The following is a 26,333-nucleotide window of genomic DNA, read 5'->3' as shown; positions in this document are numbered from 1 at the left end:
GCGCGGCCTGGGCGGCGGCGGGTGGCGCTGCGGCCCGTCGCGGCGGCCGCGGTCGGGGCGCTGGTGCTGGCGGGTGGGGCGGCCGGGATGCTGGGCGTTCAGGGGGCGTTCGACGGGCCGCCGGACGGGCTGCTGGGCGGGTTGTCCGGCGGGACGTCCGGCGGCGTGCCCGGCGGCACGACGGCCGGCTCCGGCCGCGCCGCCCCGCCGGACGCCACCGGACGCGGCGACCCGAGGACGACGACACCTGGCGGCCGGGCCGGCCCGGGAGCGGACACCCGGACCGGCCCGGACGCGGGACGGTCCGCCCCCAGGGAGCCCGGCTCACCGTCGGCCCCGCAGGCGAAGGGGTCGATCACGTCGGACGACGCGGGCCCCACGATCGTCCCGGCCGGACCCGCCCGGGACGCCGACCCGGGCACCCTCGCCGGCTCCTCACCGCCCCAGGACGACGGAACCCTCACCGTCCCAGGAACGGACGGCACGGGCGGCGCCGACAGCGCCGACGGCTACCGCGCCGACGGCCCCTCGTCGCACACCGACCACCGCGCGCTGGACTACTTCCAGGCGAACTGGGGCCCCGACGACAAGGCCCTGCGCCGCGTCCGCGACATCCGCACCGTCGGCGGATACCTGCGCATCTACACGGACCTGCCGGAGTCGGCGCACAACTCCCGCACCGCGATCACCCTGTGCGAACGCGGCCTGGACTACCTGCGCGCCGCCGGCGTGCCGAGGCCGGTGGTCTTCGTGCAGGCCAGGTTCGGCGAGAACGGCAACCCCGTCCTCGCGAACATCCTCGGCCCCGGCGACCGCAGCTGCACGGTCACCCACCCGGCCCCCGGCTGACCGGCCGCTCCCGCGTCACCGGACCCGTACGCGCGTCTTCCCGCACACCTCGCACCGCTGGGTGACGACCCGGCCGATGGCCTCGATCGTCGTCCAGCGGTGGCGGAGATGGAAGGACCGCACGCGGGGAGGCTTACCCGTGGCGCAAGATTGGTACGCGGCGTCGCTGGTCGATCACGCCTTGGGTTCGAGCCGCAGCGAGACCGAGTTGATGCAGTAGCGGTCGTCCGTCGGCGTGGGATACCCCTCGCCGTGGAAGACGTGGCCGAGGTGCGAGTCGCAGCGCGCGCACCGCACCTCGGTGCGGACCATGCCGTGGCTGCGGTCCTCGATCAGCTTGACGTTGTCGGACTCGGTGGGCGCGTAGAAGCTCGGCCAGCCGCAGTGCGACTCGAACTTCGTGTCGGAGCGGAACAGCTCGGCCCCGCAGGCGCGGCACGAGTAGACCCCCTCGACCTTGGTGTCGACGTATTCCCCCGTGAACGGGCGCTCGGTGCCGGCCTCCCTGAGGACGTGGTACTCCTCCGGGGAGAGCTGCGACCGCCATTCGGCCTCGCTCTTGACGACCTTTTCCATACGACCAGAGTACGAGACGGGTGAAGTACGAGATCCGGCAAAAAGAGATCTCCGCAGGGTGAAGCATCCATTCTGGGGAGAATTCGCGTCTTTGTCGGTAAGGGGGTGTCATCGCCTCCTGCAAGGGGTGAGATCGTCCGCGGATCCCGACGAGCGGCACAGCCCACGCCCGTGCTGGCGCCGCTGAGGGGGTCGGAACGGCCGGCCGGGTGGCGCGCCAGCGCCCGGAACGGCGGCGGTCGGTCTGCAGGCCCGCCCCGTCGAGCCCTCGGTCCCGCCACCGAGAGCGCTCCGGGGCGGGCCCACCCTGTTTCTGTCGGAGAAGGGCTGTAGGTTCCTGGGCATGGCATCGCCGTTCATCGAGCTCCAGGTCGGGGCACGCACCGTCAAGGTGACCAACCCCGACAAGGTCTACTTCCCGCAGCTCGGCGCCACGAAGCGCGAGCTGGTGGAGTACTACGTGAGCGTCGGCGAGGGCGCGCTGCGGGCGTTGCGCGACCGCCCGACCAACATCAAGCGCCACCCTGACGGCGTCCAGACCGAGGCGATCTACCAGAAACGCATGCCGCCCAAGCACCCCGACTGGCTCCAGTCGGTCACCGTCACCTTCCCGAGCGGGCGCACCGCGCAGTCCCTGCGCGTCACCGAGGTCGCCGCGCTCGCCTACTGCGCCAACCTCGGCACCATCGACTTCCACCCCTGGCAGGTGCGGGCCGCCGACGTCGAGCACCCCGACGAGCTGCGCGTCGACCTCGACCCGCAGCCCGGCCTGGAGTTCGACGCCGCGCGGCGGGCCGCGTTCCTGACCCGCGAGGTGCTCGGCGAGCTGGGCATGACCGGCTTCGTCAAGACGTCGGGCAACCGCGGCGCGCACATCGCAGTCCGCATCGAGCCCCGGTGGGACTTCGTCCAGGTCCGCCATGCCGGCATCGCCCTCGCCCGCGCGGTGGAGGAGCGCGACCCGAGCCTCGTCACCACGGCCTGGTGGAAGGAGGAGCGGGGCGAGCGGGTCTTCATCGACTTCAACCAGAACGCCCGCGACCGCACCGTGGTCAGCGCCTACTCCGTCCGGGCGCAGCCGCACGCGCCGGTCTCCACGCCGCTGACGTGGGACGAGCTGGCCGACGCCGACCCGCGCGACTTCGACATCCGCACCGTGCCGGCCCGCTTCGCCGAGGTGGGCGACGTGCACGCGGCCATCGACGACCACGCGTACTCGATCGAGCCGCTGCTTGAGCTGTACGCCAAGGACGAGCGCGGCGACCTGCCGTACCCGCCGAACTACCCGAAGATGCCCGGCGAGCCGATGCGCGTGCAGCCGAGCCGGGCGAAACACCCCGACTGACAGCCGGTGTCTCAGCGGCGGGCGATGTGGTGGGGCGCGAGCTCCCTGGTCTCGCCTCGTTCCAGGTAGACCACCCGGTCGGCCAGGCCCGCCTGCTCCACGTGGTGCCGGAAGTCGTCCAGCGGTGAGGAGAAGACGGTGTAGTCGTCGAAGTGGATCGGCACGACCGTGCGCGGGTTGACGAGGTTCACCCAGGAGGCGCCCTGCCCGCCGTCCATCGTCACCAGCACGGTCCCGAGCAGCTTGGTGCCGCCCAGGTGGACGAGCGCCAGGTCGATGTCGGGGAAGCGGCGAGGGATCGCCTCCAGGCGGCGGTCGAGCAGCGTGTCCCCGCTGATGTGCAGGCGCAGCTCCACCCGCCCGTCCCGGTCGCGGAACTCCAGCATCGTGCCGATGACCGGCGGCAGCAGCCGCTCCATCGGCCCGGGCGCGTGCCTGGCGGGCAGCGCGGTGATCGTGACGCTGCCGTGCGCGTTGCGCAGCTCGTGCTGCTGCCACTGCCGCAGCCCCACGCTCTGGCCGAAGCCGCGGCGGCGCAGCTTGCCCGCCGCCGACCGGGTGGTCACGATCGGCATGTCCCGGTCCAGGTGCTTGCGCGTCACCCGGTCCCAGTGGTCGCCGTGCATGTGCGACAGCACCACCGCGTCCAGCGTCGGCAGGTCCTGGATCTCCACCGCGGGGTCGGTACGGCGGCGCGAGCTCAGGCCGTGGCCGAGGTAGGCGCGCTGGCCCCGGTGCAGGAAGTTCGGGTCCGTCAGCAGCGTGAAGCCGTTGTAGCGGATCAGCGTGGTGGCGTTCCCGATGAACTGGAGGCTTCCCTTCACGGCCGCCTCACTCCGGGTGCGGAGGCTGCTGGCCGGGAGGCATGCCGCCGCCCTTGCCGCCGCCTTTGTGACCCTTGTCCGTGCCGTGTGGCCGGGACGCGCGCCTGCCGCCGCTCCTGGTCTCGGGCATGGCGTTCGCGGACTTGGACTCGGTGGCCGACTTGCCTGATCTGCGAAGTTCGGGCTGTTGCGGATTGCTCATGGTGTTTGTCCCCCTTTGCTCAGGGTCCCCCTGCCACCTTGGCCGAGAGCCAAACACCGCACATTCCGTATCGGCCTGTTTCACTTCGGTCACATTACTTGACGCTCGGTCCAATAGTTCGCAAGGCTCTCAAGGGCAACGGGGGCGACAGCCGACCTTCTCGGGAGCCTTCCATGGCAAGAGCGCGACGTCTCGCGGCAGCGGGCGCGGTGACGGCCTTCGTGGTGGCGGGAGTGAGCCTGGCGGCCGGCTACGGCACCGCCGCCGCTGCGAGCCCGGCCACCGCCACGACCACGACCACGACCTCCAGCCGGATCGATCCGCAGGTGCCGGGGGAGAAGGCCCGCTGCGTCCTGTCGGTGCCGGTCCGCTGCGACGAGCCGGACGACTCCTGGTCGGGGCGCCACGGCGGGGACGGCTCGTGGTCCACCGCGCCGGCCCCCGGCGACACCTGGTCGAGCGCCCCTGACGACACGTGGTCCAGCGCCCCCGGCGACACCTGGTCCGGCGTCCCCGCCCCCGGCGACACCTGGTCGGGCGTCCCCGGGCCGGGCGACACGGCCTCCGGCGCGCCCGCGCCCGGCGACACCTGGTCCAGCGGTCCCGTCCCGCAGGACTCCTGGTCCTCGGCGCCCGGGCTGCCGGCCACCCCGTGGCGGCCGGCGGGCGAACGGGAGCACCGCGTCCCGCGCGGCTACCCGGAGACCGGCGGGGGCGGGCTGGCCGGGCAAGGGGTGGTGTGGCCGTTCGCGGTGGGCGGGGCGGCCCTGCTCGCGGGCGCGGGCCTGACCGGTTACGCGGTGCGCCGCGGCGGCCGGCAGCGTGTCCTCTGACTGACGCCATGGGCTCCTCCAGCCGCGGCTCCTCGGCCAAGGGGCCGGGTCTGTCCGCCTCCGATCCGGAGAGGGAGGGGGCGGACCGGTCCGGGCCGGGCTTCTCACGTGACACGACCGGCCCCTCGGGTCAGGGCTCTTCGTCGGACGGGGCGGGCCCCTCCCATCGGGGTTCTTCGTCGGATGGGGTGGGTTCCTCCCAGCGGGGTTCTTCGTCGGATGGGGTGGGTTCCTCCCAGCGGGGTTCTTCGTCGGATGGGGAGGGTCCCTCCCAGCGGGGCTTCTCGTCGGATGGGGCGGGTGCGTCCGGCCGGGGCTTCTTGTCCGATGGAGGGAGTTCGTCCGGCGTGGGCCTGCCGTCCGCGGCGGAGTCCGGTGCGGGCTTCGGGGAGAGAGGGCCGGGATCGGCGGACGGGAGGCGGGGAGCTGTGGGGCGAGGAGTCCGGGCGGGGCAGTGGGGGGTGTGGGGGCTGGCCGTGGTGGTGACGTTGGCCGGGGCGGCGTTGATCGCGTTCGGGGTGCGCGGCATCGCGGGCGACGGCGGCGAGCCCGAGGCGTCCGCGACGACGGCGGCGGCGGACGCGGCGGCGCGGGCGGAGCCGTCGGCGAAGGCCGCGCCCGTCACCGGCCCCTGCCCGCCGGCGGCAAGGCGGCCCGGCCGATGCGGGCCGCCCGCCCCACCGCCGTCTACATCCCGTCCGTCGGCGTCGCGGCCCCCCTCATGGAGCTAGGCCTGGACGCCCGCGGCGCCATCCAGAACCCGCCGCTCGACCACCCGAACCTCGCCGGCTGGTACCGCTACGCCCCCGTCCCCGGCCAGCGCGGCGCCGCCGTCATCACCGGCCACCTGGACACCAGGAGCGGCCCCGCCGTCTTCGCCCGCCTCAAGGACGTCAAGCGCGGCGACCAGGTGCAGGTGCTGCGCGCAGACCGCTCGGTCGCCGTGTTCGTCGTGGACCGGGTCGAGCACGCGCCGAAGTCCGGCTTCCCCGCCGCCAAGGTCTACGGCAAGGTCTCCTACCCGGGCCTGCGGCTGGTGACGTGCGGCGGGACGTTCGACCGGCAGGCGCACAGCTACCGCGACAACACGATCGTGTACGCCCACCTCGCCGCCCCGTACTACCCCAGGACGGGGAACTGACCGGTCACGGGTCGCGCGGCAGCCCCAGCGCCCGCTCGCCGATGATGTTGAGCTGCACCTCGGTGGTCCCGCCGCCGATCGTGAACGCCCGGGTCGCGAGGATCATGCGCCCCCAGTGCGGATCGTCGGGGACGAGCGACCAGCAGAACTCCGCGATCGCCTGCGCGTGCCGCATGCCGAGCAGCTTGCGCACGCTGGCCGCCGCCCCGGCCTCGCCCCCGGCCAGCCGCGACAACGTCACCCGCAGCCCGAGCGCCGAGATCGCCTGCCCCTCCGCCCACAGCCGCCCGGCCTGCTCGCGCCGCGCCTGCCCGAGCGGGGGCAGCCCGGCGACGAGCGCGGCCAGGTCGGTGTGCCGCGCGCCCGGCCCCCAGGAGTCGCCGAGCGCGACCCGCTCGTGCGACAGGGTGTCGCGGGCGACCCGCCAGCCCTGGTCCACCTCGCCGACGACCAGGTCGTCCGGGACGAAGACGTCGTCGAGGAACACCTCGTTGAAGATCTCGTCGCCGTTGATCTCCTTCAGCGGCCGGACGGTGACGCCGGGGGAGGACATGTCCACCAGGAAGTACGTGATGCCCTCGTGTTTCGGCCGGTCGGGGGAGGTGCGGGCCAGGCAGATGCCCCAGTGGGCGTACTGGGCGAGCGACGTCCAGATCTTCTGCCCGCTCAGGGACCAGCCGCCCTCCACGCGGGTGGCCTTCGTCGCCAGGCCGGCCAGGTCGGAGCCGGCGCCGGGCTCGCTGAAGAGCTGGCACCACACGATCTCGCCGGCGAACGTGCGCGGCAGGAAACGCTCCTGCTGCTCCGGGGTGCCGTACGTGACGATGGACGGGACCGCCCAGGCGGCGATGCCCAGGTTCGGCCGTCTGAGGTCGCGGAACTCCTGGTGGATGAGCACCTGCTCCAGAGCTGAGGCGCCGCGCCCCCACGGCTTCGGCAGGTACGGCATGATCCAGCCGTCCCTGGCGAACCTCGCCCGCCGGGCCGCGGGCTCCTCCGCCCGCAACGACTCGGCCTCGGCCCGGATGGCGTCCCTGAGGGGCGCGGCCTCCTCCGGCAGGTCCGGCTCCATCGTCCGCCGCACGCCCGCCACGGCCAGCGCGGCCGCCTCCTCGGCCCAGCCGCCGGGGTCGCCGGACCACCGCCGGTCGGACAGGGCCCGCCGGTAGTAGCGGTGGGCGTCGTGCTCGAAGGTGTACCCGATGCCGCCGAGCACCTGGATGGCGTCGGCGGCGCACCGCACCCCGGCCGCCGTCCCCAGCACGCCGGCCACGGCCACGGCCAGCCGCGCCTCCGGGGTGAGCCCCTGGGGGTGGTGGCGGGCGGTGTCGAGGGCGCGGGCGGCGTCCCAGACGGCCGCGCGGGCCTGCTCGAGCGCCACCAGGGCGGCGGCGACGCGGTGCTTGACGCCCTGGAACTGGCCGATGGGGCGGCCGAACTGCTCGCGCGCCTTGGCGTGCCCGGCCGCCGTCGCGACCGCCCAGGCCGCGACCCCGCACGCGTCCGCGCCCAGCAGGACGGCGGCGAGCTGCCGTACCGGGGCGTCGGGGAGCACGCGGCCGGTTCGCGGGGAGTGCGGGGTGACGGAGCAGAGCGGCCGGTCGAGGTCGATGCCGCCGGCGGTGACGGCGGTGACGGCGTCCCGTTCCAGCAGCGTCCAGGCGCCGTCCGCGGACGGCAGCAGGAAGACGTCGGCCTCGGCCGCCCCGAGGGCGAGGAAGGGGCCGCCGAGGGGGGAGCCGGGGGAGCCGGAGAGGGGGGAGCCGGAGGGGGAGGCGCCGGGGGAGCCGGAAGGCAGCGCGACGGCGGCGGTCATCGAGCCGCCCGCCAGCGCCGCCAGGACACCGTCCGCGGCCCCCGCCCATGCCAGGCCCGCCGAGGTCAGGACGGTCGGCAGGTAGGGCCCGGCGACGCGGCGCTCGCCCAGCGCCTCCAGCGCCACGCACAGCTCCAGCAGCCCGTACCCCTGCCCGCCGCACCGCTCCGGCAGGTGCAGCCCCAGCAGCCCCTGCGCCGCCAGCGCCGCCTGGCCGGCGCCCCGCTCCGCGAGGCCGCGCACGGAGTCGGCCAGTGCCCGGTGTTCCCCGGTCAGCCCGATGCCCATGCGACCGAATCTAGAACAACGTTCGGTGCCGCTCCAGTCCCCGGGAAAAACCGCTGGCCGCCCGGGCCCCGCCGCCGCTACCCTCCGAACTGTCGGAACAGGACCGGAGGACGAGCCCGGGCAGGCCGCCGCGCCGCCCCGGAGGGAGTGCGTTTATGACCGTCACGCTGCGGCGTGCGCCCCGAAGTGCCGCCGGCGTCTCCCGCCTCTGACCGTAGTCTCTGACCGTCGTCCCTGACCGGCCGGAGGACGGCCGCCTGCCGCACCGGCGTGCCCGCGCATCGACGCGCGAGGCCCGCCCGGCGCACCTTGCCGCACGCGTCGATGATCATCGTCTTTCTTCCGGCACGGCAAGGAGTCACCCAGGTTGTCCAGCAACGGCAAACCTCGTTCCAGCATCACCACCACCGACACGTTCTCGTGCGTGCGCTGCGGCCTCACCGTGACGGCCACCGCGCCCGACGGCGCCCGCCGCAACCACTGCCCGAGCTGCCTGCACTCGCTGCACGTGCTCGACCGGGTGGAGGGCGGCCCGTCCGGGTGCCGGTCGCGCATGATCCCGATCTCGATCGCGGTCCTGCGCACCGGCGACTGGATGCTCATCCACCGCTGCACCCGGTGCGGCGAGCTCACGTCCAACCCCATCTGCGGGGACGACAACCAGCTCATCCTCATGCGCATGGCGGTCCGCCCGCTCGCGCAGCCGCCGTTCCCGCTCGAAGCGTTCGGCGACCTGTGACATGCCCAGGAGGAACCCGGGCCGCGGGGAGCGGCCGCAACGGCGCAAGAACGTGCCAGGGCCGGGCGGGCACGGCCGGCCCGGCGAGCGCGGCGACGCCTTCCGCTGCGTCGGCTGCCGGCTCGACGTGCCCCTGTCCGCGCCCGGCACCGCGCACCGCAACCACTGCCCGCACTGCCTGACCAGCCTGCACGTCGACCACCGGGTGCCCGGTGACCGGCGGGCGGGCTGCCGGGGGCGGATGGCGGCGCTGAGCGTCACCGTCCGCCCGGACGGGGAGTGGCTGATCATCCATCACTGCCAGTCGTGCGGCGAGCTCAGCGCGAACCGCATCGCGGGCGACGACAACGCGCTGGCCCTGCTGCGCATCGCCGTCCGCCCGCTGTCCACGGGCGGCCGGCTGCCGGCCGCCGCGCTGCTCGCGCTCTGACGCGCCCGCCTCCCCTCGCCGGCCGTCCGGCGAGGGGAGGGACTGGCGCAGGTGTTCGGAAACCGCTACTCTCGCGGGGTGCTGAGAGAGCTTGATCTGCGCCTTGACGACGGCCGCACCCTCCACGTGTACGACACCGGCCCCGCGGAGGGAGGCGACGCCGGGCTCACCGTGCTCTGGCACCACGGCACCCCCAACATCGGGCTGCCGCCCGCCCCGCTGTTCCCGCACTCCGACCGGCTCGGCGTCCGCTGGATCTCCTACGACCGCCCCGGCTACGGCGCCTCCACGCCGCTGCCGGGCCGCGACCTCGCCTCCGCCGCCGCCCACGCCGTCCAGGTGGCCGACGCCCTGGGCGTGGGCCGCTTCGCCGTGATGGGCCACTCCGGCGGCGGCGCCTACGCCCTGGCCTGCGCCGCCCTGCTGCCGGAGCGCGTCGTGGCCGCGGTGAGCGTGTCCGGCCCGGCCCCGTACGACGCGCCGGGCCTCGACTGGTTCGCCGGCATGTGCCCCTCCGGCCAGGCGTCCCTGCGGGCCGCGCGCGAGGGGCGGGCGGCCAAGGAGCGGCACGAGGCGGAGTCGGGCTACGACCCGGAGATGTTCACCCCGGCCGACCACGCGGCCCTGGGCGGGGACTGGTCGTGGTTCGGGGAGGTCGTCGGCCCGGCGGTGGCCGGCGGCCCGGGCGGCGCCATCGACGACGACCTGTCCTACGTCGCGCCGTGGGGCTGCGACCCGTCCCGCGTCGCGGTGCCGGTGCTGCTGCTGCACGGCGCCGAGGACCGCGTCATCCCCGCCGCGCACGGCGGGTGGCTGTCGCGGGCCTGCCCGGACGCCGAGCTGCGGCTGCTCCCGGAGGACGGCCACATCTCGGTGCTGCGCGCCGCGCCCGCCGCGCTGGAATGGCTCGCGCGCGGCGCCGGGGTCAGTCGCCGAACTCCAGGTGCAGCGCCCGCGTGAAGTCCGCCACCGCCTCCTCGTGGCGCTCCAGCTCCTGAAGGATCTCGCCGCGCACCCGGAACGCCCAGATGTACTCCGGGTCCAGCTCGATGGCCTGGTCCAGGTCGCGCAGGGCGGCCTCGTTGTCGCCCAGCTCGCTCAGCACCGCGCCCCGGCTGCCGAGCGCCCGGTCGTTGTCCGGGTCCAGCTCGACGGCGCGGTTGAGGTCGGCCAGGGCCTCCTCGTAGCGGTCGATCATGCGCAGGGCCTCGCCGCGCCGGCTGAGCGCGCGCACGTGCTCGGGGTCGAGGGCGAGGGCCTTGGTGTAGTCGTCGATGGCCTCGGCGTACAGGTTGAGGCGCTGGTAGAGGTCGCCGCGGGCGACCCAGGGGAACGGCTGCTCGGCGTTCAGCGCGATGATCTTGGCGTGTTCGTCCAGGGCCTCGTCGAGGCGGCCGAGGTCGACGAGGGCGTCCGCCTTGGCCTCCAGAATCCACAGCGAGTCGGGGGTCAGGGTGAGGGCGTGCTCGAAGTCGGCCATGGCCTCCTCCAGGCGGCCCATGGCGGCGTAGGCCTGGCCGCGCGAGCCGAGGGCGTAGGCGCTGTCGGGCTCCAGCTTCAGCGACTCGTCGAAGTCCGCCAGCGCGGCCTCGTACCGCTCGATCATGCGGTGGCACTCGCCGCGCAGGCGCCAGGCGCGGGCGTTGCCCGGCACCAGCGTGATCGCCTCGGTGAGGTCCGCGATCGCGGCGTCGTGCCGCGACAGGGCGATGTACGACTCCGCGCGGCTGCGCAGCACCGACGCCCGCGACTGCGCCGCCGCCTCGGGCATGCCGGGCTCGGCCCGGTCCTTGATCCCCTCGCTCATGAGCCGGAACTCTATCCGACTAGATCTGGATGACGGCCGCCTTCTCGCGGGTGAACTCGAGGACCGAATCGTGGCCGTACCCGCTGTCCTTGACGCCCCCGAACGGCAGGCCGGGAGGCATCTGGCGGAAGGTGTTCACCCACACCGTCCCGCTCCGCAGATCCCGGACGAGCCGGTGCGCCCGCCCCAGGTCACGCGTCCAGACGCCGGCCGCCAGCCCGTACGGCGACCCGTTGGCGATCTCCAGCGCCTCCTCCTCGGTGTCGAACGGCAGCGCCACCGCCACCGGCCCGAAGATCTCCTCCTGGCACACCCGCAGCCCGTTGTCCTCCGTCGCGAACAACGTCGGCTCCACCCAGTAGCCCCCCGGCAGCTCCGGCACCACCTCCGCGCCGCTCCGCCCGCCGAACACCAGCCGCGCGCCCTCCTTGGCGGCCAGCTCCAGGTAGGAGGTCACCCGCTCGAACTGGCCGGCCGACACGATCGGCCCCATCGTGGTCCGCAGGTCCTGCGGGTCGCCCAGCACGAGCCCGGCGCAGGCGTCCCTGATCCGGCCGAGCATCTCGTCCCAGATCGAGCGGTGCAGCAGGATGCGCGAGCCGGCCACGCACACCTGGCCGGCGTTGCCGGTGTAGATCGAGTCGACGGTGACGCCCCGGGTGGCGGCGTCGAGGTCGGCGTCGGGGAAGACGATGTTGGGGGACTTGCCGCCCAGCTCGAACGTCATCGGCTTCAGCGCGTCCGCCGAGGCCCGGGTGATCGCCTGGCCGGTCTCGGTGGAGCCGGTGAGGCTGATCTTGGCGACGTCGCGGTGCCGGACGAGGGCGTCGCCGACCTCCTCGCCGAGGCCGCCGACGATGTTGAGCACCCCGGGCGGGAACACCTCGGCCAGCAGCTCGCCCAGCCGCAGCACCGACGCGCTCGCCTGCTCGGCGGGCTTGACGACGACGGTGTTCCCGGCGGCCAGGGCGTAGGCGGCCTTGGCGGAGAACGTCGAGACGGGGGAGTTCCACGGGATGATGCACACCACGACGCCGTACGGCTCGCGCCGGGTCATCCCGAGCGTGTCCGGCCCGAGGATGACGGTGTCGCCGGTGACCGCCTCCAGGCACTGCCCGGCCGCGAGCTGCCACAGGAACGCCATCCCCGGCAGGTCCTTCCTCAGCGTGTCGCGCAGGATGCGGCCGTTGTCGCGGGTCTCCAGCCGGGCCAGCTCCTCGGCGTGCCGGCCGAAGACCTCCGCGACCTTGCGCAGGTGGTGGGCCCTGGCCAGGGCGGGCAGCGCGGCCCAGGCGGGGAACGCGGCGCGGGCCGCGGCGACGGCCGCCCCGGCCTCGGCGGGGCCGCCGGCCGGGACGCGGGCCCACGCCTCGCCCGTGCTCGGGTCGACCGACTCCATCGTGCGGGCCGCGGCGACCAGCTCGCCGCCGATGAGATGACGATAGTCAGGCACGCGCCCAAGCATATGCTTGCTTGCTATCGGCGGCCAGAGAGGGAGTAAACCGTCCGCTCGCCCAAGAATGCGTCAAGCACCCGAACGGGCACGCATAGTCACGAGAGCGCCGGGGCAAGACGCTTCGCGACATCGGGGGGTATGGCAGTGCGACGACTTCTCGGCCGGCTCGTGTACGGCCACCGTTACGACCAGGTGCCCTGGGCCCGGCGCGCGTACGTGCGGCCCGGCGAGCGGCTGATCCGCGAGGTGCAGTGGCAACGGCTGATCAGCCGCGCCCCCGTGCTGCCCCTGGAGGAGTACCGCCGGCTCGGGCCGCCCGCGGGCGAGTTCCTGGCCTGTCCGATGTGCGGCGAGGACCGGCAGCAGCCGCTCTACGGCCAGGACTGCACCGTCGTGCGCTGCCCCTCCTGCGGCTTCCTCTACCGCAACCCGCTCACCGGCCAGGAGCGCGCCGGCGGCACGCCGCCCGGGCTGCGCCGCTGCGAGCTGACCCTGCGTGCCTTCTCGCCGGTGCTGGACGAGGGCAAGGAACGCCGGCTGCTCGACGTCGGCCCCGGCGGCGGCCCCTTCCTGGACCTGGCCGGACGGCTCGGCTTCCACGCCCGCGGCGCGCGGCCCGAGGACGTGCCGGGCCTCGCCGGCGACGAGGAGGACGGCTTCGACGTCATCACGCTCTGGTCCGTCCTGGAACGCCTGCCCCGCCCCCTGGACGACCTCCGCGCGCTGCGCCGGCTGCTCGCCCCCGGCGGGGTGCTGCTCGTCCTGACCCTCAACGCCCGCTCGCTGCTGCTCAAGGCGCACGGCCCGGCCTGGCCCGGCTTCGCCGAGGAGCATCTGAGGTTCTACTCCTCGCACACCATCCGCACCCTGCTCGGCCGCACCGGCTTCGCCGGGGTCGCCTTCGCCCCCTCCTACGGCGACGCCGTCGAGGACGGCTCCGGGCGGCTGCCGCCCCACCTGGTGGCCAGGCTCCGCCGGACGGTCGAGCGCGGCGACGGCGGCGACCTGCTGCGCGCTCTCGCCTTCGCCGACGAGGAGGCCATCGGCCACTGGGGCGCGCCCCGCCTGGCCGTCCACCGCCTGTACGGCTGACCGCCCGCCGGAGCGGGGGCGGGCCGGCCCGCGCCCCTCCACCGGCCCCCCGCCCTCCGGAGCGGGCACGGGCCGCCGGCGTTCTAAGATCTAGCCATGGAGCTGGCCCCCGGAGTGCACGTCGCCGTCACCGACCGCCACGGCGGCGTCAGCGCCCCGCCCTACGGCACGCGCAACCTCGGCGGCCTGGTCGGCGACGACCCGGAGGCGGTGCGCGCCAACCGCGCGGGCGTGGCGGCCGAGCTGGGCGTGCGGGCCGTGGTCTACATGCGCCAGGTCCACAGCGCCGACGTCGCCTACGTCAGCGAGCCCTTCGGCGACGACCCGCCCCCGCTCGACGGCGTGTTCACCACCGAGCCCCGGCTGGCGCTGGCCTCGCTCGGCGCCGACTGCCCGGCGGTGCTGGTGGCCGACCCGGTGGCGCGCCTGGTGGGGGCCGCCCACTCCGGCCGTCCCGGCACCGAGGCGGGCGTCGCGACGGCACTGGTGGAGGCCATGGCGGCCAAGGGCGCCGAGCCGGGCCGGATGGTCGCGCTGATCGGCCCCGGCGCGTGCGGCCGCTGCTACGAGGTGCCCGCCGAGCTGCGCGAGCGCGTCGCGGCGCGGGTGCCGGAGACGTGGTCCACCACGTCCTGGCAGACGCCCGCGCTCGACCTGCGGGCCGGCATCGAGGCCCAGCTCAGGGCGGCGGGGCTGGCGGAGGTGCGGCACGACGCGCGCTGCACGATCGAGTCGCCGGAGCTCTACTCGCACCGCCGCGAGCAGCCGGGCGGCCGCTTCGCCGGCCTCATCTGGCTGACCTGACCCCTTGCGGGGTCAGCCCTTGCCCCGGGGGCCGTTGAACACCGCGTTGACGATGATGATGCCCACCCAGATGGGGATGAGGTAGCCCATGCGCTGCTCGCCCGCGAACACCAGCGCCAGCGTGGAGATCGTGCCCAGGCAGAGCGAGACGATCGCCAGGGCGAGCCGCTGCCCGTCGGCGGCCCGCTGCTGCGCCGCCGGCCGCGGCGCGGCCTGAGCCAGCCGCTCGTCGACCCGCCGGTCGACCTCTTTGCCCATCTTGTCGAGGAACGACTCGACGATCGCGTCCTCGAAATCGGGCCCGAGCTCGCGACGGGCCGACATCGCGGCCTTTAACTCATCCCCAGTGCTCATGCATCGAGACTAGACGCGACATCGGCTCAGCGGGCAAGGATGTCGTCGAGGTGGTAACTGACCGGCCGCTCCAGCTGCTCGTACGTGCACGACCGCGGCGTGCGGTCCGGCCGCCACCGCCGGAACTGCGCGGTGTGCCGGAACCGGTCGCCCTCCATCTGGTCGTAGGCGACCTCCATGACCCGCTCGGGCCGCAACGGGATGAACGACAGGTCCTTCTTGGCGTTCCACCGCGACACCGCGCCCGGCACCCGCTGCCCGCCCCGCGACGGGCCGGCGGCCGGCTGCCCGGCGTTGGCCTGCGCGGCCTCGGCCCAGTGGCCCCACGGGTGCTCGGCGAGGTCGGCGACGAGCGGCCGCAGCTCCTCCACCAGCTCGGCCCGGCGCGCCATCGGGAACGACGCCGCCACCCCGACGTGGTGCAGCCTGCCGTCGTCGCCGTAGAGGCCGAGCAGCAGCGAGCCGACGATCGGCCCCGACTTGTGCTCGCGGTAGCCGCACACCACGACGTCGGCCGTGCGCTCGTGCTTGACCTTGAACATGGTGCGCTTGTCCGGCACGTACGGCTGGTCGCCCGGCTTGACGATGATGCCGTCGAGCCCCGCCCCCTCGAACGTCTCGAACCACTCGCGCGCCTGCCCGTCGTCGGTGGTCACCGGCGTCAGCCGGATCGAGCCGCCCTTCTCCGGGAACAGCTCGACCAGCCGCGCCCGGCGCTCGGCGAACGGCGCCTCCATCAGCGACTCCTCGCCGACGGCCAGCAGGTCGAAGGCGACGAACTGGGCGGGCGTCTCCTCCGACAGCAGCTTGACCCGCGACTTGGCCGGGTGGATGCGCTGCTGCAGCGCGTCGAAGTCGAGCTGCGAGCCCCGGGGCAGCACGATCTCGCCGTCCACCACGACCTTGTCGGGCAGCTCGGCCCTGGCCGCCTCGACCAGCTCGGGGAAGTAGCGGGTGAACGGGCGCTCGTTGCGGCTGCCGAGGTAGACCTCGTCGCCGTCGCGGAAGATGATGCAGCGGAAGCCGTCCCACTTGGGCTCGTAGAACAGGTTCCCGTCCTGCGCGGGCATGGCCTTGATCGGCTTGGCCAGCATGGGCGGCACGGGCGGGCGCACCACCAGGTTGGGCACCGGCTCCGGCTCGGCCTCCTCGCCGGGCTTCCCCTGCGGCGCCGGCTCTGTCGGCTCTGTAGTCATGTGTAACGTTCCTCCCCGTTGACGTAGCGGCAGAAGAGGGCCCCCTCCTCCTCCAGCACCTGGACGAGGTCCAGGCCGACCTGCGCGGGCTCGCCGTTCTGGATGCGGGCCGCGCCGCCGCCGACCAGCAGCGGGCTGATCGTCAGGCACAGCTCGTCGACCAGGCCGGCGGCCGAGAGCTGGGCGTTGAGCCGCGGGCCGCCCTCGCACAGGACGCGCCCGAGGCCGCGCTCGCGCAGCCCCGCCACGGCCGCGCGCAGGTCGACGCTCTCCTCGCCGGCCACGAGGAGGTCGCACCGCCCGGCCAGGTGATCCCGCCGCTCCTTGGGGGCGGCGGCGCAGGTGATGACGATCGTGCGGCTGATGCCGGCGTCGGTGAACAGCTCGTGCTCCGGGTCGAGGTCGAGGCTGCGGGAGACGACCGCGATCGGCGGCACGTCGGGACGGCCCGCGCGCAGCGCCGCCCACGACTCGCGCGGCCGGACCGGGCCGTAGCCCTCGGTGCGGACGGTCGCCGCGCCCGCCAGGATGACGTCGGCCAGGCCGCGCAGGACCTGGAAGACGCGCTTGTCGCCGCTGGTGGACAGCCCGCCGGAGCGCCCTTTCAGCCAGGCCGCGCCGTCGGCGCTGGCGACCATGTTGAGCCGCAGCCAGGGCCGGCCCTCGGGGTAGGCGTACGCCTCGGCGATGTCTGGATTGTCCTGAATGTCGGGGTGGATGCGCCGCACTCCTCTACCTTGGCACACCGCACCGACAACCCGGCCGCGCGCCCTGCCGCCTCCCGGTCCGGGTCATAGTGAACTTTTGTGTATCTCAGGACATAAGGGCGACTCTCTGCTTAACGTGACGACAGGCATGGGACTTACTGGGGAGGGGCCCGTGGGGCTGGTCACCGCCGGAAGCTGGACGATCGCCGCCCTCGCCGGGGTGTACCTGCTCCATCGCTGGCTGAGAGCCGGCGGCGGGCGGCGGGCCAAGGTCACCCGGTTCCCCCTGACGCTGGTGTTCTCCCACCCCACGCTGGCGGTGTCGGCGCTGGTGTGCTGGGCCGCCGGGCTGGCCACCGGCAGCCGCGCCCTCGCCTGGCTGGCCACCGCCGGGCTGGCGGTGGCCGCGCTGCTGGGCTTCGTGATGTTCACCCGCTGGCTCGGGACAGGACGGCACGCGGGGACGGCCGGCGGGCTCCCCGTGCTGGCGGTGACGCTGCACGGGCTGGCCGGGGTGGGCACGTTCGCCCTGGTGTTCCTCGCCGCGAGCGCCGCCCGCGTGTTCTGAGCGGACGCCGCCCGCGTGAGCGGGGACGGCCCGCGCGCTCACCTGGTCTTGCGGGGGCGGCGGAGCACCTGGAGCGAGCGCGAGGTGACCGAGACCACGTCGCCCGCCCCGTACCGCTCGTCGGCGAAGCCGTCCTCGATCGTGTCGTGGCTGGTGTCCAGCACCGGGAGCCAGGCCAGGCCGCACTCGGGCCCCGGCAGCGTGAACGCCATGTTCTCGTGGTGGGCGTTGATCAGCAGCAGGAACGAGTCGTCCACGATGCGCTCGCCCCGCGGCCCCGGCTCGGTGATCGCCTCGCCGTTGAGGTAGACCATGAGCGACTTGGCGTAGCCGATGTGCCAGTCGCCGGCCGTCATCTCCGTGCCGCCGGGCGTGAGCCACACCAGGTCGCGGTCGCCGTTGTCGGGGTGGCGGCCGTGGAAGAAGCGGCGGCGCTGGAAGACCGGGTGCTCGCGGCGCAGCTTCGACAGCGCCTGCACGAACTCCAGCAGGTCGGACTCGGTGTGCAGCATCGACCAGTCGACCCAGGCCAGCTCGTTGTCCTGGCAGTAGGCGTTGTTGTTGCCGCGCTGGGTGCGGCCGAGCTCGTCGCCGTGGGAGAGCATCGGCACGCCCTGCGACAGGAACAGCGTGGCCAGGAAGTTGCGGCGCTGGCGGCGGCGCAGCGTGACGATCTCCGGGTCCTCGACCGGGCCCTCCGCGCCGCAGTTCCAGGAGCGGTTGTCGTTGGTGCCGTCGCGGTTGTCCTCGCCGTTGTCCTCGTTGTGCTTGTGGTCGTACGACACGAGGTCGCTGAGGGTGAACCCGTCGTGGCAGGTGACGAAGTTGATCGAGGCGACGGGGCGGCGGCCGGAGGACTCGTACAGGTCGGCCGAGCCGGTCAGCCGGGAGGCGAACTCCGGCAGCGCCGAGTGCGTGCCCCGCCAGAAATCGCGCACGATGTCGCGATATTTGCCGTTCCACTCCGTCCACAGGGGCGGGAAGTTGCCCACCTGGTAGCCGCCCGGCCCGACGTCCCACGGCTCGGCGATCAGCTTGACCTGCGAGATCACCGGGTCCTGCTGGATCAGGTCGAAGAACGCGCTCAGCCGGTCGACGTCGTGCAGCTCGCGCGCCAGCGCCGAGGCGAGGTCGAAGCGGAACCCGTCGACGTGCATGTCGAGCACCCAGTAGCGCAGCGAGTCCATGATGAGCTGCAGGGCGTGCGGCGAGCGCACGTTGAGCGAGTTGCCGCACCCGGTGTAGTCGAGGTAGTAGCGCCGGTCGCCGTCGTGCAGCCGGTAGTAGGCGGTGTTGTCGATGCCGCGGAAGCCCAGGGTCGGGCCCATGTGGTCGCCCTCGGCGGTGTGGTTGTAGACCACGTCGAGGATGACCTCGATGCCCGCCTCGTGCAGCGCCCGCACCATGCCCTTGAACTCCAGCACCTGCTGCCCCCGGGTGCCGCCGCTGGAGTAGCGGCCGTGCGGGGCGAGGTAGGCGATGGTGTTGTAGCCCCAGTAGTTGGTCAGCCCGCGGGCGACCAGGAAGTGCTCGGGCACGTAGTGGTGCACCGGCATCAGCTCGACCGCCGTGACGCCGAGCGACAGCAGGTGGTCGATGATCGCCGGATGGCCCATCGCCGCGTACGTGCCCCGCAGGTCGCGCGGCACGTCGGGATGGCGCATGGTGAGCCCGCGGATGTGCGCCTCGTAGATCACCGTCTGGTGGTACGGGATCTTCGGCGAGCGGTCGTTGCCCCACTCGAAGAACGGGTTGATCACCACGTTCTTCGGCATGTAGGGCGCGCTGTCCTCGGTGTTGCGCCGCCCCGGGTCGGTGAAGTAGTAGGGGAACAGCGCCTGGTTCCAGGTCAGCTCGCCGTCGATCGCCTTGGCGTACGGGTCGAGCAGCAGCTTGCTCGGGTTGCACCGGTGCCCGTACTGCGGCGCGTACGGGCCGTGGACACGGTAGCCGTACCGCTGTCCCGGCTGGATCCCCGGCAGGTAGCCATGCCAGACGAACCCGTCGACCTCGGGTAGCTCCAACCGATCCTCGGAGCCGTCATCATTGAATAGGCACAGCTCGACCCGCTCGGCGACCTCTGAGAACACCGCAAAGCTGGTGCCAACGCCGTCCCAAGTCGCGCCGAGTGGATAGGGCTGCCCCGGCCAGACCTCGCGCATGTGGCCCAATTGTCGCACGGGATGGCGCTCTTGGTCTCTCAATGCGCAGATGCGCTCACCTGCACGGCGCCGGAAGGGTTCCGGCGCCGTGAATGACGTTTCAGAGCAGCTCGGCCTTGAGTGTGATCGTGGTGCCGGCCAGCGCCTTGCTCACCGGGCAGTTGGCCTTGGCCGTCTCGGCGGCCTCCTGGAACTGCTCGGCGGTGATGCCGGGGACCTGGCCCTTGACCGTCAGCACGATGCCCGTGATGCCCTCGCCGGGCTGGAACGTGACGTCGGCGCTCGTCCGCAGCGACTCCGGCGGGGTGCCGGCGCCGGCCAGGCCGTGCGAGAGCGCCATCGAGAAGCAGGACGAGTGGGCCGCGGCGATGAGCTCCTCGGGGGAGGTCTTGCCGTTCGCCGCCTCGGCCCTGGACGGCCAGGAGACCTCGAACGTGCCGACGCCCGAGGTGTCGAGCGAGACGGTGCCCGACCCGTCGAGCAGCGCGCCCTTCCACTGGGTGGTGGCGGTGCGGGTGGTGGCCATGATTGCTCCCTCCGTTATGGTCCTCCGACCCTATCGCGCGCCGCTTCCGCGACCGGGGCGGCCCGGCAGTCATCCGTCTCTACATTTCCGGCGAATAGTGACATGCTCGGGTCGCGGCGCACCTGCCGCCAGGGTCCGGATACAACGGGAGCGTGGTGCCAGTGGAGGCACCGTACGACGACCGCCTGTTGCACCAGCGGGTGGTCGGCGGCGACGAGTCCGCGCTGGGCGAGGTCTACGATCGGCTCTCCTCGCTGATCTTCGGCCTGTCCCTGCGGGTCACCAGGGACCGGGTGATCGCCGAGGACATCACGCAGGAGGTGTTCCTGGTCTTCTGGGAGCGTCCGCTCGCCTACGACCCCGACCGCGGCACGCTGCGCGCCTGGCTCGCCACCATCGCCCACCGCCGCGCCGTCGACCACGTGCGCGCGGAGGAGCGGCGGCGGGTGTCGGCGCTCGGCCCCCGGCTGTTCGAGCGCGAGCCGGTCCGGCTGGAGGACGGCGTGCTGGCCGCCGACGAGGCCGAGCGGGTGCGCCAGGCGGTGACCTCGCTGCCCGACGGGCTGCGCGAGGCGGTCGAGCTGGCCTATTTCGGGGGCAGGACGTATCGGCAGGTCGGCGAGGAGCTGGGCGTGCCCGAGGGCACGGCCAAGTCGCGCATCCGGCTGGCACTCAGGCGGCTGGCGGACGCGCTGGCGGAGGAAGAGGTGTGATGGACCCCGTCGAGCGTCTCTACATGGACGCGCTGATGGAGGAGCCGGCGGTGCCGGCCCACTCGCTGCGGCCCCAGCTGCTGGCCGGGGCGCGGGCGCGGCGCAGGCCCGCCGCCCCGACGGCGGAGTGGGCGCGGCCGTACGCGGGCCGGGTGGCCGCCATGGACGCGCTGCTCGCCGCCGCCGGGGACGAGGACTGGTCGCGGGTCGTCGTGGAGGGCTGGACGCTGCAGGAGCTCGTCGCGCACCTGGCCGCCAAGGACGGCCTGCTGGCCGCCTCCGTGGGCGCGCCCGTGCTCGGGCCGCCCCTGGGGGCGCTCGACTCGCTCACCCGCACCGGCGACGTGCAGGCGTACGAGCGGGCGCGCAGCCCCGAGCAGACGCGCCGTGACTGGCGGGCGCAGGCCGACGCGCTCTGCCGCCATCTGGCGGGCCTGCCCGGGACCGCCCCGGCCACGCTGGACGGCCTGGAGGTGCCGGTCCGCGACCACGTGCTGGGGCGGTGCCTGGAGACCTGGGTGCACGCCGACGACGCCGCCAGGGCGGCCGGGGTCCGGCTGCCCGACCCGGTGCCCGAGCACGTCCGGCCGACGGCCGACCTGTGCGCCCGGCTGCTGCCGTGGACGATGCTCCTGTCCGGTCTGGACGGCACGGGCCGCACCCTGCGCCTGACGCTGACCGGCGCGGGCGGCGGCGAGTGGCTGGTGCCGCTGGGCGTGGAGGACACCGCGCCGGGGGAGCCCGACGCGCATCTGACGGCCGACGTGCGCGCCTTCTGCTTCCTGCTGGGCGGGCGCGGCGACCCGGCGGACTTCCCCGCCGAGGTCGCCGGCGACCGCGCCCTCGCCGCCGACGTCCTCCGCACCGCCCCCGCCCTGTCCGGTCCCTGACGCGCCCGGCGATGAGTTCTCCCTCCTCCGGGAGTCCGTACGTGAGACACCGGAGGAAGGAACGACATGAGCTGGTCGGCGGCGAGGCTGGAACGCCTGCGCGAGGTGTTGTCCGAGGCGGTGGCCGACGGCGACGTGCCGGGCCTGGTGGCGCTGGTGCACCGCCACGGCGAGACGCGGGCGCTGGCCCTCGGCTCCCTGGAGCTCGGCGGCGGCGCGCCGATGCGCCGCGACACGATCTTCCGTATCGCGTCGATGACGAAACCGGTCACCGCCGTCGCGGCCCTCGTCCTGGTCGAGGAGTGCCGGCTGCGCCTCGACGACCCCGTGGACGACCTGCTGCCCGAGCTGGCCGCGCCCCGCGTCCTCCGCGAGCCCGACGGGCCGCTCGCCGACACGGTGCCGGCCGAGCGCCCGATCACCCTGCGCGACCTGCTCACGTCCCGGCTGGGCACGGGCGTGGTGCCCGCCGGGTGGCCGATCGGCCGGGCCGTCGCGGAGGCCGGGCTGACGGTCGGCCCCGACGGGCCCGCGTTCGGCCCGGACGAGTGGATCAGGCGGCTCGGCGCGCTGCCGCTGGTACGCCAGCCCGGCGCGACGTGGATGTACCACGTCGGCGCGGACCTGACCGGGGTGCTCATCGCCCGCGCCACCGGCCGTCCGTTCGAGGAGTTCCTCCGCGAGCGGATCTTCGACCCCCTGGGCATCCGGGACACCGGCTTCCACCTGCCGCCGGACCGGCTTTCGCGGCTCGCCGTCCCGTACGCCGCCGACCCGCGCACGGGCGTCCTGGCCCGGCGTCCCGAGCCCCGCGAGTGGGACCGCCCGCCGCTGTTCCCCTCGGGCGCCGGCGGCCCCGGCCTGCTCTCCACCGCCGACGACTGCCTGGCCTTCTGCCGCATGCTGCTGAACAAGGGCCGCACCGAGGACGGCGGCAGGATCCTGTCCAGGGCCACCGTCGAGCTGATGACCGCCGACCACCTCACGCCCGCGCAGAAGGCCGGCAACGAGCTGTTCCTGGGCGCCGGCGGCTGGGGCCTCGGCCTCGCCGTGGGCGTTCGCGGGAACGAGCTCGCGGTCGGCCCCGGCCGCTTCGGCTGGACCGGCGGCCTCGGCACGGAGGCGTACACGGACCCGGCCGAGGGCCTGATCGGCGTCCTGCTCACGCAGCGGGCCCTGGCCTCGCCGGTGCCGCCGCGGGTGTTCCAGGACTTCTGGACGCTCGCGTACGCGGCCATGGACGACTGAGCCGCACTCAGGGAAAGTAGCCGGATAAGCCACCCGATATACCCCGCATCGCGCAAACGATGATTTGACGGGTTGTTGGAGTTCAGGGAGGTAAGTGCGATTCTGCGTATGGGTACGTCTGCCCCTGTCCGCGTCATACGCAATATGACGCCGGATTCGCGGCCGATCTACCCAGAAACGGAAATCGAATGCACCTCAATAACGAAAGTCGGCAACCTCGCGCCCGCGCCGCCCGGCGCGCCGCGACCCTCGCCCTGGCCGCTGCGGCCGCCGGGATCGTGCTCCTTCCGGCCGGTGCGGGAGTGGCCTCCGCCAGCACCGAAGTGGTCACGGCCGGTTCGTACATCGCGGGCGAGAAGCCGCCGCTGGGCTGCGGCGCGCGCCGCTGCGGCGGCTGGTGGGGCCCCCGCTGGTGGGGCGGCTACCACGACGACGACTACGACTACGACTACGGGCACCACCACCACGGCCGGCGGCACCACCACGACAACGGCCACGGCGACACGTGGAAGCCGGAGCGCGTGCACAAGGACCCGCACAAGCCGGTCGAGCCGCCGAAGAAGGACCCGTGGAAGGACGACGACAAGGACCGCGACCGTTTCCCGTGGCCCTTCCGTGACAACGACTCCTGGTCCGGCGAGGACAACGGTAACTAAAAGGGCATTTCTCAGCGCAGCACCCTGACAAATGCCGCGACCACGGCGAAGGTCGCGGCATTTGTCGGATTTGCGGATAAAAAGCCGAGCCTGAGCGCGCGAGCCGAAACCGTCGTTTAGGCTCGGCACATGACGAGAGGGGGCTCATCGTGGCGGGCGATGTGACAGGGCTGGCGGACCTGCTGTACGAGTTCGGTCTGCTCAAGCGCTACAAGCGCACCGGCTGGCTGGTCGCCGGGGTGCGCGACCCGGAGAGCGTGGCCGACCACTCCTTCCGCGCGGCGGTCATCGCGGCGGTGATCGCCCGGCTGGAGGGCGGCGACCCGCAGCGGGCCGCGTTCATGGCGCTGTTCCACGACTCGCAGGAGACACGCGTCACCGACATCCCGTACCTCGGCAAGCGCTACCTCAAGGCCGCCCCCAACGAGGAGGTCACCGCCGACCAGACGCGCGGCGTCAGCGGCCCGGTGGCCGACATGGTCCGCGACGCCGTGGCCGAGTACGAGGAGAAGGCCAGCATCGAGGCCGTCTGCGCGCGCGACGCCGACAAGCTCGAATGCCTGCTGCAGGCCGTCGAGTACCGCGAGCAGGGCAACCATAACACCCAGGGGTGGATCGACAGCTCGCTGGCCGCGATCACCACCCCCACCGGCAAGCGGCTGGCGGAGGAGGCGCTGAGCACGGGCACCCTCGACTGGGTGGTCCGCGTGCTCAACGGCGGCGGCGCCCCCTGAGCCGAGGGGCCCCGCGCCCGGCGGAGCCCCTCGGCCCAGGGAACCGGCCGACCGCGGCCACGGCTTGCGGCTATGGCTTGCGGCTGCGGCTACGGCATACGGCTGCGCCTGCGGCTAGGACTCGCTGACGAGGTCCCTGGCGTACTCGTCGTCGCTCTCGGCCAGCACCCGCGCCCGGCCCTCGGCGGCGCGGCCGTCGCCGCGCGCGGCCAGCCCGCGCGTGGCCTCGGCCACGACGCGGAGGTCGGCATCGGACAGCCGGGCCGCCAGCGCCTCGCGGACGAGCGGCGTGTCGGCGTCGAGCCCGGCGAGCCCGGCGGTGGCCCAGTCGCGCACCTCCGCGTCGTCGTCCCGGCTCATCTCCGCCAGCAGCGCCAGGCCCTCCTCGTGGTCCGGGGGCAGCACGTCGGCCAGCGCGATCGCGTCGGTCATCGTGCGCCTGCGCCCCGGCCGCCGCACCAGGTCGAGCACCGCGGGCAGCCCCCGCGGGTCGCCCTGGTGGCCGATCGCGGCCAGCACCGAGCGCAGCACCTGCTCGCTGCTCTCCGTGGTGACCATCTTCAGCAGCAGCGGCAGCGTGCGCTCCAGGTACGGCTTCTCGCCGTCGGCGAAGCCGAACTGGGCGATCGCGTCCACGCCGAACTCCCGCTCCCTGGCGTCCTCGCTGACGCACAGCCGGGCCAGCGCCTCGTAGGTGTCGTCGTCGGCCCGCTTGGCCAGCGTGTCGGCGACGACCCACCAGGTCTCGGCGTCCTCGTCCACGTCGCGGTGCGCGAGCGCCCGCGCCACCAGCCGGTCCACCGGGGTGCGCACGCCGGCGGCGTCCTCCAGCAGCGTCGCGATGGCGGCGTGGCCGCGCTGGGCCTGCACCTGCTCGCCGTGCTCGCCGTCGGGGGAGCGGCCGGCCACGGTGACCAGCTCGGTGCCGTCCTTGGCGTACTGGCGGGCCACGACGTACTCCCAGCCGTCCTGCTCGATCTGGTCGAGCAGCGCGCTCTCCAGGTGCACGCCCACCCAGTCGACGGCGATCTCCAGCGGGGTGTCGCCGTCGCCGTCGTACTTGTCGGGGTCGGCGCCCGCCTCCAGCAGCACCTGCACCACGCCCAGCGCGCCGCGCCTGGCCGCCAGGGTGAGGGGGGTGTCGCCGTCGTCGTTCTGCGCGTTGACGTCGGCGCCCGCCTCGACCAGCAGCCGGGCGGTGGCGGCCTGGCCGTTGGCCGCGGCCCAGAGCAGCGCCGTCCAGCCGCCGGGCTCCCGCCCGTCCACCTCGGCGCCGGCCGCGAGCAGCGCCTGGGCGACGTCCTCCCGGTCCCAGGCGGCGGCCGCGCACAGCGGGAGGCCCTCCTCCTCGCCCTCGCTGGGCCTGTTGGGGTCGGCGCCGGCGGCGAGCAGCTTGCCCACCGTGCCGTTGTCGCCGTTCAACGCCGCGCGGTAGAGCTCTTCCTCATGCATGACACGGACCCTAGCCTGGTCCGGCCGCGCCCCGGGCCAAGCCAGGGCCATGTCATCGAGTGGTACGCGGCCCGCCCCGCCGCAGGTTCGACCGCCATGCCGGGCGTGCATCATTCGGTGGTGACAATCTTCCTCCTGAAGGAGGAGCCTCAACCCGGGCGAAACGCGATATGTTGCGAGTATGAGCGATCCCGGGCAGGTCCGCGCGTCCGACGCCGAGCGCGAGGCCGTCGTCGAACAGCTCCGCGTCGCGTCGGTGGAGGGCAGGCTCACGCTGGCCGAGCTGACCGACCGCACGGAGGCCGCCTACTCCGCGAGCACCCACGCCGAGCTCGCGCTGCTCACCCAGGACCTCCCGGCCGCCGGGGCCGTGCCCGCGCCGCCCGCGCCCCTGCCGCAGGGCAGGAAGCGGCGCTGGTTCGTGGGCGTGATGGGCGACTCCAAGCGGCGCGGCAAGTGGCGCATCGACCAGGAGCTCGGCGCGGTCGCCGTGATGGGCGACGTGCTGCTCGACCTGCGCGAGGCCGAGGTGCGCACCGACGTGGTCGACGTGCTGGCCGTCTCCGTGATGGGCGACGTGAAGATCATCGTCCCGGACGGGGTCATCGTGGACCTCGACGGCATGGCGATCATGGGCGACAAGAAGGTGGACGTGCTGGAGGCCGCGCCCGGCATGAACGTCCCCGTGGTGCGGGTGCACGCCTACGCCGTCATGGGCGACGTCAAGGTGCTCGGCGACTCGCGGGCCCAGCCGCTCAAGCGCGGCCTGTCCGCCTGGCGCGAGCACTGGCGGCAGATGCACGGCGAGGACTGGCGGGAGCTGGGGCGGCAGATCCGGCACGAGGGCCGCGAGCTGCGCCGCCAGCTCCGCGAGGAGCGCCGCGGCGTCGAACGCGGCTACTAGCCCGCCCCCGGCGCGCGCCGC

General features: G+C 73.8%; 27 protein-coding genes. 16 read left to right on the top strand and 11 right to left on the bottom strand.

Annotation, left to right across the window (positions count from 1 at the left end; translation table 11 throughout):
* Positions 1 to 21: 21 nt before the first annotated feature.
* Positions 22 to 849, top strand: coding sequence for a hypothetical protein (locus MF672_RS27325; RefSeq protein ID WP_242373581.1), 828 nt, complete (start codon positions 22 to 24; stop codon positions 847 to 849).
* Between the two features lie 174 nt (positions 850 to 1,023).
* Here the strand turns inward: MF672_RS27325 and msrB are convergent, their stop codons facing one another.
* On the bottom strand, positions 1,024 to 1,425 hold the full coding sequence (gene msrB, locus MF672_RS27320; protein WP_242373582.1) for a peptide-methionine (R)-S-oxide reductase MsrB: 402 nt from the start codon (positions 1,423 to 1,425) through the stop codon (positions 1,024 to 1,026).
* Positions 1,426 to 1,768: 343 nt separating this feature from the next.
* Between msrB and ligD the strand changes: the two genes are divergently transcribed.
* On the top strand, positions 1,769 to 2,770 hold the full coding sequence (gene ligD, locus MF672_RS27315; protein ID WP_242373583.1) for a non-homologous end-joining DNA ligase: 1,002 nt from the start codon (positions 1,769 to 1,771) through the stop codon (positions 2,768 to 2,770).
* An 11-nt stretch (positions 2,771 to 2,781) separates the two neighbouring features.
* Here the strand turns inward: ligD and MF672_RS27310 are convergent, their stop codons facing one another.
* A complete protein-coding gene (locus MF672_RS27310) occupies positions 2,782 to 3,594 on the bottom strand; it encodes an MBL fold metallo-hydrolase (protein WP_242373584.1) in 813 nt (270 codons plus the stop codon).
* A gap of 375 nt (positions 3,595 to 3,969) precedes the next feature.
* Here MF672_RS27310 and MF672_RS27305 point away from each other — a divergent pair, with 375 nt between their 5' ends.
* Entirely contained in the window at positions 3,970 to 4,629 is a 660-nt protein-coding gene (locus MF672_RS27305) for a hypothetical protein (RefSeq protein WP_242373585.1), read from the top strand.
* Positions 4,630 to 5,290: 661 nt separating this feature from the next.
* Positions 5,291 to 5,770: a class F sortase gene (locus MF672_RS27300; RefSeq protein WP_247815459.1), complete on the top strand. Its 480-nt coding sequence runs from the start codon at positions 5,291 to 5,293 to the stop codon at positions 5,768 to 5,770.
* A gap of 4 nt (positions 5,771 to 5,774) precedes the next feature.
* Here MF672_RS27300 and MF672_RS27295 read toward each other — a convergent pair whose 3' ends face one another.
* Complete coding sequence (locus MF672_RS27295; protein ID WP_242373587.1) at positions 5,775 to 7,874, bottom strand: acyl-CoA dehydrogenase family protein; 2,100 nt, start codon at positions 7,872 to 7,874, stop codon at positions 5,775 to 5,777.
* Positions 7,875 to 8,241: 367 nt separating this feature from the next.
* On the opposite strand from MF672_RS27295, the gene MF672_RS27290 reads away from it, so the two are divergent.
* From MF672_RS27290 to MF672_RS27280, 3 genes are all read left to right on the top strand, one after another.
* The gene (locus tag MF672_RS27290) at positions 8,242 to 8,613 is read left to right on the top strand and encodes an RNHCP domain-containing protein (RefSeq protein WP_242373588.1); all 372 of its coding nucleotides are present in this window, start codon (positions 8,242 to 8,244) and stop codon (positions 8,611 to 8,613) included.
* Position 8,614: 1 nt separating this feature from the next.
* Positions 8,615 to 9,043 carry an RNHCP domain-containing protein gene (locus MF672_RS27285; RefSeq protein ID WP_242373589.1) on the top strand — a complete coding sequence of 143 codons (429 nt, stop codon included), beginning with the start codon at positions 8,615 to 8,617 and terminating at the stop codon, positions 9,041 to 9,043.
* A gap of 78 nt (positions 9,044 to 9,121) precedes the next feature.
* Positions 9,122 to 10,003 carry an alpha/beta fold hydrolase gene (locus MF672_RS27280; protein WP_242373590.1) on the top strand — a complete coding sequence of 294 codons (882 nt, stop codon included), beginning with the start codon at positions 9,122 to 9,124 and terminating at the stop codon, positions 10,001 to 10,003.
* On the opposite strand, the gene MF672_RS27275 is transcribed toward MF672_RS27280, so the two are convergent.
* Both MF672_RS27275 and MF672_RS27270 read right to left on the bottom strand, forming a co-directional pair.
* Positions 9,969 to 10,850: a tetratricopeptide repeat protein gene (locus MF672_RS27275; protein WP_242373591.1), complete on the bottom strand. Its 882-nt coding sequence runs from the start codon at positions 10,848 to 10,850 to the stop codon at positions 9,969 to 9,971. The two genes, MF672_RS27280 and MF672_RS27275, sit on opposite strands and share 35 nt — an antisense overlap.
* Before the next feature lie 19 nt (positions 10,851 to 10,869).
* Positions 10,870 to 12,303 (bottom strand): aldehyde dehydrogenase family protein, encoded by a 1,434-nt coding sequence (locus tag MF672_RS27270; protein ID WP_242373592.1) that lies wholly within the window; start codon positions 12,301 to 12,303, stop codon positions 10,870 to 10,872.
* A gap of 147 nt (positions 12,304 to 12,450) precedes the next feature.
* Here MF672_RS27270 and MF672_RS27265 point away from each other — a divergent pair, with 147 nt between their 5' ends.
* Complete coding sequence (locus MF672_RS27265; protein ID WP_242373593.1) at positions 12,451 to 13,398, top strand: class I SAM-dependent methyltransferase; 948 nt, start codon at positions 12,451 to 12,453, stop codon at positions 13,396 to 13,398.
* A gap of 96 nt (positions 13,399 to 13,494) precedes the next feature.
* Positions 13,495 to 14,202, top strand: a complete 708-nt coding sequence (pgeF, locus tag MF672_RS27260; RefSeq protein ID WP_242373594.1) for a peptidoglycan editing factor PgeF — start codon at positions 13,495 to 13,497, stop codon at positions 14,200 to 14,202.
* A gap of 12 nt (positions 14,203 to 14,214) precedes the next feature.
* On the opposite strand, the gene MF672_RS27255 is transcribed toward pgeF, so the two are convergent.
* From MF672_RS27255 to MF672_RS27245, 3 genes are read right to left on the bottom strand one after another with little or no spacing between them, the layout of a single operon-like run.
* Positions 14,215 to 14,556, bottom strand: a complete 342-nt coding sequence (locus MF672_RS27255) for a hypothetical protein (protein WP_242373595.1) — start codon at positions 14,554 to 14,556, stop codon at positions 14,215 to 14,217.
* 26 nt (positions 14,557 to 14,582) lie between these two features.
* The gene (locus MF672_RS27250; RefSeq protein WP_242373596.1) at positions 14,583 to 15,752 is read right to left on the bottom strand and encodes an ATP-dependent DNA ligase; all 1,170 of its coding nucleotides are present in this window, start codon (positions 15,750 to 15,752) and stop codon (positions 14,583 to 14,585) included.
* Complete coding sequence (locus tag MF672_RS27245) at positions 15,749 to 16,480, bottom strand: pyrimidine reductase family protein (protein ID WP_242373597.1); 732 nt, start codon at positions 16,478 to 16,480, stop codon at positions 15,749 to 15,751. Before MF672_RS27245 ends, MF672_RS27250 begins: the two co-directional genes overlap by 4 nt.
* 151 nt (positions 16,481 to 16,631) lie before the next feature.
* Between MF672_RS27245 and MF672_RS27240 the strand changes: the two genes are divergently transcribed.
* Complete coding sequence (locus tag MF672_RS27240) at positions 16,632 to 17,027, top strand: hypothetical protein (protein WP_242373598.1); 396 nt, start codon at positions 16,632 to 16,634, stop codon at positions 17,025 to 17,027.
* 38 nt (positions 17,028 to 17,065) lie between these two features.
* On the opposite strand, the gene glgX is transcribed toward MF672_RS27240, so the two are convergent.
* Together glgX and MF672_RS27230 are read right to left on the bottom strand one after the other, a co-directional pair.
* Complete coding sequence (gene glgX / locus MF672_RS27235; RefSeq protein WP_242373599.1) at positions 17,066 to 19,189, bottom strand: glycogen debranching protein GlgX; 2,124 nt, start codon at positions 19,187 to 19,189, stop codon at positions 17,066 to 17,068.
* Positions 19,190 to 19,289: 100 nt separating this feature from the next.
* Positions 19,290 to 19,715 carry an OsmC family protein gene (locus MF672_RS27230; protein WP_242373600.1) on the bottom strand — a complete coding sequence of 142 codons (426 nt, stop codon included), beginning with the start codon at positions 19,713 to 19,715 and terminating at the stop codon, positions 19,290 to 19,292.
* Between the two features lie 161 nt (positions 19,716 to 19,876).
* Between MF672_RS27230 and MF672_RS27225 the strand changes: the two genes are divergently transcribed.
* The 5 genes from MF672_RS27225 (at position 19,877) to MF672_RS27205 (ending at position 23,956) form a co-directional block, all read left to right on the top strand.
* The gene (locus MF672_RS27225; protein WP_242373601.1) at positions 19,877 to 20,428 is read left to right on the top strand and encodes a sigma-70 family RNA polymerase sigma factor; all 552 of its coding nucleotides are present in this window, start codon (positions 19,877 to 19,879) and stop codon (positions 20,426 to 20,428) included.
* Entirely contained in the window at positions 20,428 to 21,318 is an 891-nt protein-coding gene (locus tag MF672_RS27220; RefSeq protein ID WP_242373602.1) for a maleylpyruvate isomerase family mycothiol-dependent enzyme, read from the top strand. The genes MF672_RS27225 and MF672_RS27220 overlap by 1 nt, the downstream gene beginning before the upstream one ends.
* A gap of 66 nt (positions 21,319 to 21,384) precedes the next feature.
* On the top strand, positions 21,385 to 22,566 hold the full coding sequence (locus MF672_RS27215) for a serine hydrolase domain-containing protein (RefSeq protein ID WP_242373603.1): 1,182 nt from the start codon (positions 21,385 to 21,387) through the stop codon (positions 22,564 to 22,566).
* A gap of 188 nt (positions 22,567 to 22,754) precedes the next feature.
* A complete protein-coding gene (locus MF672_RS27210) occupies positions 22,755 to 23,222 on the top strand; it encodes a hypothetical protein (protein WP_242373604.1) in 468 nt (155 codons plus the stop codon).
* 149 nt (positions 23,223 to 23,371) lie between these two features.
* Positions 23,372 to 23,956, top strand: a complete 585-nt coding sequence (locus MF672_RS27205; RefSeq protein WP_242373605.1) for an HD domain-containing protein — start codon at positions 23,372 to 23,374, stop codon at positions 23,954 to 23,956.
* Between the two features lie 114 nt (positions 23,957 to 24,070).
* Here MF672_RS27205 and MF672_RS27200 read toward each other — a convergent pair whose 3' ends face one another.
* A complete protein-coding gene (locus MF672_RS27200) occupies positions 24,071 to 25,408 on the bottom strand; it encodes an ankyrin repeat domain-containing protein (RefSeq protein ID WP_242373606.1) in 1,338 nt (445 codons plus the stop codon).
* A 181-nt stretch (positions 25,409 to 25,589) separates the two neighbouring features.
* On the opposite strand from MF672_RS27200, the gene MF672_RS27195 reads away from it, so the two are divergent.
* Complete coding sequence (locus MF672_RS27195) at positions 25,590 to 26,312, top strand: DUF1707 SHOCT-like domain-containing protein (RefSeq protein WP_242373607.1); 723 nt, start codon at positions 25,590 to 25,592, stop codon at positions 26,310 to 26,312.
* Positions 26,313 to 26,333: the final 21 nt, after the last annotated feature.

The organism is Actinomadura luzonensis (assembly GCF_022664455.2).
GTDB lineage: Bacteria > Actinomycetota > Actinomycetes > Streptosporangiales > Streptosporangiaceae > Nonomuraea > Nonomuraea luzonensis.
The sequence above is the reverse complement of the archived record's forward strand: the minus strand, read 5'-3'. Positions and strand labels throughout refer to the sequence as shown.